This window comes from Microvirga sp. P4_G7, from assembly GCF_056401005.1.
In genome coordinates, this window is record NZ_JBFUKD010000171.1 from 1 (window position 1) to 6,430 (window position 6,430).

Genomic DNA, 6,430 nt, shown 5'->3' on the forward strand with positions numbered 1-6,430 from the left:
TCTTGATCCTGATCTACTACGCGCTTCCATTTGTCGGCATCCGCTTCTCGTCCTTCGTGTCGGCGATGATCGCCCTGTCGACGGTCTTTTCTGCCTTCACGGCTGAAGTCATTCGTGCCGGTATCGAGGCAATTCCAAAGGGCCAGTTCGAGGCCGCGTCGGCACTCGGCCTCCATTTCCGCCTGACCTTGTTCAAGGTCATTCTCCCTCAAGCCATGCGCATTGCCATTCCTCCTCAAACGGGGAATTGCGTGGCCCTGTTGAAGGACACTTCGCTTGCATCCGTCGTCGCCATGCCTGATCTCCTCAAGCAGGCGACGGATGCGCAGGCCTATTGGGCCAACCCGACGCCGCTGATCGGCGCCGCTCTGGTCTACCTCGCCCTTCTGTGGCCGCTGATCCGGCTTGTCGCCTATCTCGAGAAGCGCAGCCGCGCCTACGCGCCGCGCTGACCGCAAAGATCGAGAGCGTCATGACGAGCGGACTTCTGACCTTTGCCGGACTTCTCGTCGCCGCGACGGCGACACCCGGCCCGAATGTCATCCTGGTCATGTCAAACGCCATTCGGTACGGGTGGCGTCCAGCGTGCCTGACGATTGCCGGAAACATCGCCAATCTCCTTCTCGTCACGACGCTGTGCGCCTTTGCCATCGACGCGACGCTCGCCAGTGTTCCTTCGCTGATCGGCATCCTTCGCACGGGAGGCGGGCTCTACCTCATTTACCTTGGTGCGCGACTTTGGCAGCGCGCGCGCCATGTGCCCGCTCAATCGGGCAATCCTCCGATCACGGGGACCTCCCCCTGTCCGCGACGTCTTTTCGGTGAAGGTTTCGCCGTCTCGTTCAGCAACCCGAACGTTTTCATTTTCATGGCGGCCGTGCTGCCGCAGGTGCTCGCCGAGGGCGCGGATTTCACATCACAATTGCTGACGCTTCTCGGCACCATGATCGTGACGGTTGGCCTGCTACACCTCAGCTATGCGTTGCTGGCCGCGGCATTCGGCGCCTGGCTTGAAGCGGAGAGCCGCCAACGGGCGGTCCAACGGATTGCTGGAGCTCTGTTCATCCTGCTCGGCCTGAAGGCCACATTGTTGAGTTGAGAGCGCCGCCACCTCGGCTCCTGTTCTTGTTCCCGCTCTCCAAATGTGCCAGACCGGACAAGATAGACACGGTTGAGATCAGGAACGCCTAATGAGTTCCGCCCCTTCAAAGACGAAGCCCACCGCCACTCCGCGCAAACGCCGCGAGAAGGTCGAGACGATTGCCGAGCCGAACGGACGCGCCGCGCCGACCGGACCGGAGAACGGCGTCCTCATTCCAACCATGGGCGAAATCGGCCTCAACCATTTCGTACCCTACCTGCTGAACCGGATTTCGGCGCGATGGAACGCTAATCTGCAGGAGGTTCTGCGCCCCTTCGACATGACGACGATGAAGATGCGCATCCTCGCGGTCCTCAGCGTCATGCCCGGTCTTACGATCAATGAATTGGCAGTCCATGCGGTGGCCGAGCAATCGACCATGAGTCGAACTCTTGACGCCATGGAAGAGCAACGCCTCATCCGACGCCAACCCAGGGCAGGGGACATGCGCGTGCGCGAGATCTACATCACCGAAGAGGGGCGAAACCTGTTCGGTAAGATCTGGGCGCCGATGTACGAAATGTACACCCACCTGTTCGATGGCGTGGACGAAACAGAATTGCGCGCGATGATCGGCACGCTGCACAAGGTCCTGCGCAACATCCGCGCCCAGGACTTCTGACCTCACGACTATTGACGCTCAAGTGTAGGCGGTCTCGACCGTCTTCAATGCACCGTCGAGAGCTATCCCCTCCTCATCGAGCAGTGCCGCCTGACGCAGGCGGCGCAGCCACGCCGCCGCGTCGGATTTGCCGGCGAGCGACGGAACGGCGGAGAGGACGCGATCGAACTTCGATTGCCCGCGCGCATGCGTGTCGGAATAACCCTTCACCAAGCGTCGGCAGGCAATGATCTCGCCAGCGAGATCGTAGTCGTGCGGCAGCTGGGCAACGGCGACGTTCAGCCATTGCTCGATATGTGCCATTTCACGACCATGGCGCAGGGTGCCACGCCGCATGCCCTTCATGGCCGAAAGAGCATAGAGCACGAGAAACCAGCTGACGGTCCCAGTCTTCACGCGCCGTCCGCGATTCACGATTCTGTCGAGTGCATTGAAGAGGCGTGGACGCTCTTCCAGGAATCGCCCGATCGCTGCCGGCAATGTCCCCGTGATCTCTTCCATGCGTGGGTGCATGTATTCTGTCGTGTAGATCAGTTGATCATCCTTGACGCCGACTTCCTTCTTGACGCGATCGAAACGGCTTGCGCGCGTCTTGAGGTCGGCGACGCGGATGACGTCGTCGTAAGCCATGGCGACGGCAACATACTTCGCAGCCTCCTGCGTAAACGCAAACTCCCTCCCGCCACCACCGTTTTCCCGATCGAGGTTGCGCAAGGTTTCGAGACGGTCGAGATACTGGTGTCCGTAAGCGACGTCCTGATAGTCGACCGTCCGTTTGACCCCCGCGTACAGCATCGCCTGAGTGCTCGCTGGGAATTGTCGAATGCGGTCGAGAAGCATGTCGAGCTTCGCATCGCCCGCAGTGGGTGGCACAGCCGGAAGCGCTTTCCCGTGCTCGTTGAGAATGGGTTCATGCGGCTTTTCGTTCGTTTGCTCGAACGCCGCCTTGAAGGCGCGGATGCTTGGTTCGACGCCCTTTCCGCCTGACCGTATGGCGCGCTCGAACGCGTCCACCGAGAAGGGAAGAACGCCTGCGGCCGCAAGGGCGCCAAACATCGCCGCCGAGATGACGCTCCCATTCTTTTCGGCCAACGTCTGCATGTCGAACGTAATGATGCGTTTCGCCGCGATGCCGGCCGCCTCCTGGACAACGGCGGGATTACCGATGCCATCGCCGGGCTTTTCCTTCTCGGCCACCGCGAATGAACGGTGGCTGGAGGCGATCAGCGTCGTCCGGTCGGGCGTTACCAGTCCCCGCATCATCGAGCGGCCTGCTTCCATGAACTCCGCGGCAAGCACCACGTCCACATCGCCGGGAGTCGGCATCAATGCAAGGATCGGGGCGTGACCATCCTTGGCGGGCAGCATCTCGATATAGTAAATGGTTGCGCCCGTGCGTTGGGCCACCCCGGGCACCGATGTGGACTGGGCGAACCACCCTTCCGCCTCGGCGAGCGCAACGATCCAATCGGACAACACGCCGCCACCCTGGCCGCCCATTGCCAGGATGGCGACAGAAATCGGTTTATCGGTGGAAAGACGCACCGGAAGTGTTTCGAACTGGGCCGTCATGATCGTGCCTTGTCTCTCAGGCGAAAGTCGGGCGGCGACTGTCGCGACGACGCTGAAGGAAGCCGATGACCGCGCCCCGCACCGTGGCCATGAAGCGATCCATGGCGGTCGGGTTGTAGATCACATCCGCGCGATAGAAGGACGGACACAGAACCGCCGCCTCCGACACTTCGCCACAATTACCGCAGCCGACACACGTATTGTCGATCGCGGCGACTGGATCGTCCTTCAATGGGTCGTCCGTTTGCTTGACCGACAGGGACGGACATCCGGAAAGACGGATGCAGGCGTGATCGCCCGTGCAGACGTCCTCGTCGACACCGAACCGTTCGCGGACGACGCGCTTGCCTTCCTTCACCGCCTTGCCGAAAAGCGGCTTCACGCGGCGTTGCTTGTTCAGCATGCATTCGGACGACGCGACGATGATTTTCGGGCCGGGCTCATTCGTCGTGAGCGCTTCCCTCAACGTATCGCGCATCTTGGCGACGTCGTAGGTGCGGTCGATTTGGCGCACCCACTTCGCGCCGATACCCTTCACGGCATCGACGATGCTGTTGTTGGTCAAGCGGTTCGGATTCGTCGCGCGCGACGAGAGGATGTCCTGGCCGCCGGTCGCAGCCGAGTAATAGTTGTCGACAATGAGGATGACACCGTCCTGCTTGTTGAAGACAGCGTTGCCGACGCTGGTGGACAGGCCGTTGTGCCAGAAGCCGCCGTCKCCCATGACCGATATCGAACGCTTGTCGGCTTTCACATTGAAGGCGGACGCCGAGGCCGGTCCCAGACCATACCCCATCGTCGTCGCGCCGATATTGAACGGCGGCAAGATGGAGAACAGATGGCATCCGATATCTGCCGAGACGTGGTGCTGGCCGAGTTCCTTCTCCACGAGCTTCATGGCCGCGAAAATCGGCCGCTCCGGGCACCCTGTGCAGAAACCGGCCGGCCGCTGCGGTACGACTTCCGTGAGAGCCTTGACCTTCGGATTGTTGAGGACCGGCGACGGGTCGGGCAATGGCGGCTGATTGCCGAGCAGCATGAGTGCGTGCTGCTCGAAGAATTTCTTGAGCCCGTTCGCAAGCACCGGGGCCGTGTATTCGCCTCCGAGCGGCAAAATGTCCTTGCCGTGAATCTTGGTGTTGATGTCGCGCCGACGCAGGATGGTGTTGAGGGTCTGCTCGATATACTCGGGCTGCCCCTCCTCAACCATGACGACAGCCTTCTTGCCGAGGCAGAATTCGGCCATCTCATCGTCGATCAGCGGATAGGTGACGTTGAGCACATACAGCGGAACCGACGAGTTGCCGTAAACATCGGCGAGCCCGAGGAGCTGGAGCGCCCGCATGACGGCGTTGTACATGCCGCCCTGCAGAATGATTCCGACGTCGCCTTTCTCCGGCCCGAAATGCTCGTTCAGCTTGCGTGACTTGATGAACTCGACCGCGGCAGGCCAGCGCTTCTCGAGCTTTTCCTTTTCGTGAACGTAGGCCGCCGGCGGAAGCACGATGCGGTTGACGTCACGGCGGGGATTCTCCAACGCCTCGCGMAGGGTGAAATCAGGCGCCTTATTGTTCTTGGCGACGAATTGGCCATGAACGTGGCACGTGCGGATTCGGACTTCGAGCATCACCGGCGTATTCGACGCTTCCGACAACTCGAAACCATCTTCGACCGCTTTGACCACGGATTCCAGATTGGGCCGGGGGTCGAGCAACCACATCTGCGATTTCATCGCAAAAGCGTGGCTCCGCTCCTGCATGATCGATGAGCCCTCGCCGTAATCCTCGCCGATGATGATGAGCGCGCCGCCAGTGACACCACCGGACGCCAGGTTCGAGAGTGCATCGCTCGCGACGTTGGTGCCTGCGGTGGACTTCCACGTCACCGCGCCACGAACCGGATACATGACGGAAGCGGAGAGCATCGCAGCTGCGGCAGCCTCGGACGCCGACGACTCGAAATGAACGCCGAGCTCGTTGAGCACGTCCTTCGAATCGGCGAGGACATCCATCAGATGCGAGATCGGCGAGCCCTGATAACCGCCGACATAAGAAACGCCGGATTGCAGAAGGGCTTTGGTGATCGCCAAAATGCCTTCGCCGCGGAAGATCTCGCCTTCCCCGAGCTTGAGGTCTTCCACTTCGCGCGCAAACGAACGTTCTGCCATCACGCTCTCCCTCTCGTTTCGACAGGTTCAGCGCCTGGGACTATTTTACGCATCAGACGTTATATGCAACTGGATACATATTTACGTCTGACCTGCCGCCATGAGCCAGTCGAGAAAGCGAGTTTATCCCTCAGCATCGCGCTCTTCAAGTAGACAAATTCCAAACTGATCACTCAAATTATATGCATTTGCATTTTTAATGGGCGATCGACTTTCCCGACGCGGATTCAGCCGTTCTTCTTCGGTTTCAAGATGATCAGCAATGCGCTGGCGACGATGAGACCCGCCCCCGCGAAGGTTGCGGTCTGAACAGTCTCACCGAACATGATTGCACCGGCAGCCGCAGAGAATATCAGGCGAAGGTATGGAAATGGCGCCAACGCGGATGCTTCGGCGTGGCGGTAGGCTTCCACCATCAGCCACATGCTCAAGGTGCCGAGAAGGCCCATGGCCGACAGAAGGGCGATCTCGCGGCCACCGAGGGGATTCCAGTCGATCGCGGCCTGGGGAAGCGCGGCCGCAAAGACGACGATCCCGATGTAGAACATGATGGTCGGCGTGCGCTCCGTCCGGGCGAGGGAGCTCGTGATGACAACCATGACCGCGCCGAGAAAGGCGCTGGCGAGGCCATAGATTGCGCGGCCGTCGACGGCCTGCGCGTTCCAGATCTGCGTGGCGACGGCAATGCCGATCAGACCGAGCAATGTCGCCATCAAGGTGCGCTTGGTGAGCCGCTCGCCAAGGAAGATCACGGCTAGGATCACAACGAAAATCTGGCTCGAGAAGCTCAAGGTCGTCGCCAACGCCAAGTCGAGCATCCTGAAGCTGGTGTAATAAAGCCACCAGGATCCGGCGGAGAGAACGCCGCGAAGAATATGAACGCCGACCCGCTTCGTTCGCAGCAACGGAACGCCGCCCATCGACGCGA

6 protein-coding genes are annotated in these 6,430 nt (G+C 60.6%); 3 read left to right on the top strand and 3 right to left on the bottom strand.

All coding sequences use genetic code 11. The features are described from left to right. The 3 genes from AC1DT3_RS09755 to AC1DT3_RS09765 form a co-directional block, all read left to right on the top strand. On the top strand, positions 1-452 hold a 452-nt coding region (locus AC1DT3_RS09755; RefSeq protein ID WP_477465057.1), incomplete at its 5' end, for an amino acid ABC transporter permease. A gap of 20 nt (positions 453-472) precedes the next feature. Continuing rightward, positions 473-1,099 (top strand): LysE family translocator, encoded by a 627-nt coding sequence (locus AC1DT3_RS09760; protein ID WP_477465058.1) that lies wholly within the window; start codon positions 473-475, stop codon positions 1,097-1,099. 223 nt (positions 1,100-1,322) lie between these two features. Then, positions 1,323-1,763: a MarR family winged helix-turn-helix transcriptional regulator gene (locus tag AC1DT3_RS09765; protein WP_477465062.1), complete on the top strand. Its 441-nt coding sequence runs from the start codon at positions 1,323-1,325 to the stop codon at positions 1,761-1,763. Between the two features lie 18 nt (positions 1,764-1,781). Here AC1DT3_RS09765 and AC1DT3_RS09770 read toward each other — a convergent pair whose 3' ends face one another. The 3 genes from AC1DT3_RS09770 to AC1DT3_RS09780 form a co-directional block, all read right to left on the bottom strand. Then, positions 1,782-3,335 carry an indolepyruvate oxidoreductase subunit beta family protein gene (locus AC1DT3_RS09770; RefSeq protein ID WP_477465059.1) on the bottom strand — a complete coding sequence of 518 codons (1,554 nt, stop codon included), beginning with the start codon at positions 3,333-3,335 and terminating at the stop codon, positions 1,782-1,784. Positions 3,336-3,351: 16 nt separating this feature from the next. After that, the gene (locus tag AC1DT3_RS09775; protein ID WP_477465060.1) at positions 3,352-5,502 is read right to left on the bottom strand and encodes a thiamine pyrophosphate-dependent enzyme; all 2,151 of its coding nucleotides are present in this window, start codon (positions 5,500-5,502) and stop codon (positions 3,352-3,354) included. A 227-nt stretch (positions 5,503-5,729) separates the two neighbouring features. Beyond that, positions 5,730-6,430: DMT family transporter (locus AC1DT3_RS09780; RefSeq protein ID WP_477465061.1), on the bottom strand; the 701-nt coding region annotated here is incomplete at its 5' end.